The sequence below is a fragment of the Phycisphaerae bacterium genome (assembly GCA_012729815.1).
GTDB lineage: Bacteria > Planctomycetota > Phycisphaerae > JAAYCJ01 > JAAYCJ01 > JAAYCJ01.
On record JAAYCJ010000303.1, the window covers coordinates 1 to 1,754 of the forward strand.

Here is a 1,754-nt window from a genome sequence, read left to right on the forward strand (position 1 = left end):
ACCCCCGCACCGGCCGCCGCACCCACCACGTCCACCTCGCCCCCGCCGGCTGCCGCTTCGTCCGCGAGCGCCTCGCCTTCCGCGACCACCTGCGCCGCCATCCCGACGACGCCGCCCGCTACGCCGATCTGAAACGCCGACTCGCCGCCCGCCTGGCCCATGAACGCGAACGCTACCACGCCGAAAAAAACGACTTCATCCAAACCCTCACCGCCCAAGCTTTCCGCGACTCGCCACCATCGCCGCTCTAACCAACCATCGACTTCCCTTCAAAACAGCACGGAACACGCGGACCACGCGGAAAGAAGATTTCTGTTGTGGCTCCGCCGCCCTCGGCGGAGTCTTCCTTCTTCAATCTGACTACTGACCCCTGGCTTCTTTCCCTCCGCGTGTTCCGCGTGCTCCGTCCCGCTCCCCTCTTCCTGGTTCACCTGACCCCTACCCCCCCTGCCACGGCCAGCGGCCCGTCATCTCCAGCTCGATCGTGAAACTCAAAAACGTCCGGATGCCGACGATGATCGCCAGCACCGCCACGCTCCGCAGCGTCAGCTCGACCGCCACCGTGCGAATGATGTCCGCCGCCACCAGAAACTCCAGCCCCAGCAGAATCCCTCCCGCCAGCCGGTGGCGATACTCGCTGAACAGCGCCCCATGTTCTTCTCGCCGAACCAACCTAACCACCGCATGGGCTGTCGCATACGCGGCGAACAGAACGATCGCAGCCGCCCCGGAAAACTCCAGCGCCGCGGCGCAATACTCAGCGAACGTCTCGACGTGCCCCATCATGATCCACCCCCTGCTCGGAGACCGGCTTTGCCCGCCCGACTCCACGCCTTCACTCTACGCCAACGCCTGTCCGGCGTCAACCCGCCGCGCTCCTGATTCACAGCTTCAGGCGGCTGGACCGCTTGCCAAACGAAACGCGACCGGGTACACTGGGGCCATGAGTTGGGTTCAAGTTTTTTGGGGGTGGACAAGAAGCGTCTTGGGCCTGCCGGGCCTATCCCGCCGATGGCAGGTCGCGGTTTACGCCTGCGCGGGGCTGGCGCTGGGAACCGCAGCGGTGGTGGCCCGCCTGGCCAACGCCGCATCCTACCTGTCCGACCACCCGCGGACCTGCATCAACTGCCACGTGATGACCGACGCCTACGCCACGTGGGAACGCGGCAGCCACGCCCAAACCGCGGTGTGCGTCGACTGCCACGTACCGCACGAAAACCTCGTGGCTAAGCTCGCCTTCAAATCAATGGACGGAATGAAGCATTCCTACGTCTTTTCGCTGCGGAAAGAGCCGCAGGTGCTGCAACTCTCGCAGCGGGCAATCCCGGTGGTTCAGCGGAACTGCGTCCGCTGCCACGCCGACCAGCTCCAGATGGTGCGACTGGCCGCCTCGACCGAACGGAAATGCTGGCACTGCCACGAAAACATCCACGGGGCCGTCCAGAGTCTCTCGGCCTCGCCGCACGTGCTCCGTCCTCGCCTGCCCGACGCCGGCCTCAAGTGGCTCAAACAAGGAGAACCGAACCGATGACCTCGTCCTCGCCGAATCCGCCGGACCCGTCCAGCCGCCGACCCGCGCTGCCCCTGTGGGCGGGCGCCGCCATCGTCGTGCTGTTCGCCGCGATCGTCGTCCTGCTGGGACTGCTGGGTTTCTCGATCGTCGAACGCCGCTGGGAATCGCAGCGGCCGGCGATGGTGGTTCAGCCGATCGCCGAATGGGAGCCGGACAACGCGGTCTGGGGCCGCAACTATCC

4 protein-coding genes are annotated in these 1,754 nt (G+C 66.0%); 3 read left to right on the top strand and 1 reads right to left on the bottom strand.

The genetic code is table 11. From position 1 onward, the window contains the following. Positions 1–251 (top strand): GrpB family protein (locus GXY33_19950; protein ID NLX07420.1); only part of this gene is annotated, 251 nt, incomplete at its 5' end. Between the two features lie 187 nt (positions 252–438). On the opposite strand, the gene GXY33_19955 is transcribed toward GXY33_19950, so the two are convergent. Next, positions 439–786, bottom strand: coding sequence for a DUF1622 domain-containing protein (locus tag GXY33_19955; protein NLX07421.1), 348 nt, complete (start codon positions 784–786; stop codon positions 439–441). Between the two features lie 199 nt (positions 787–985). Between GXY33_19955 and nrfH the strand changes: the two genes are divergently transcribed. Both nrfH and GXY33_19965 read left to right on the top strand, forming a co-directional pair. Next, on the top strand, positions 986–1,531 hold the full coding sequence (nrfH, locus tag GXY33_19960; GenBank protein NLX07422.1) for a cytochrome c nitrite reductase small subunit: 546 nt from the start codon (positions 986–988) through the stop codon (positions 1,529–1,531). Beyond that, a partial coding sequence (locus GXY33_19965) for a hypothetical protein (protein NLX07423.1) occupies positions 1,528–1,754 on the top strand: 227 nt, incomplete at its 3' end. The genes nrfH and GXY33_19965, both read left to right, overlap by 4 nt.

Bases quoted from the DNA above. Each gene is read 5' to 3' on its own strand.
- GXY33_19955 (NLX07421.1), bottom strand. From the start codon at position 786: ATGATGGGGCACGTCGAGACGTTCGCTGAGTATTGCGCCGCGGCGCTG.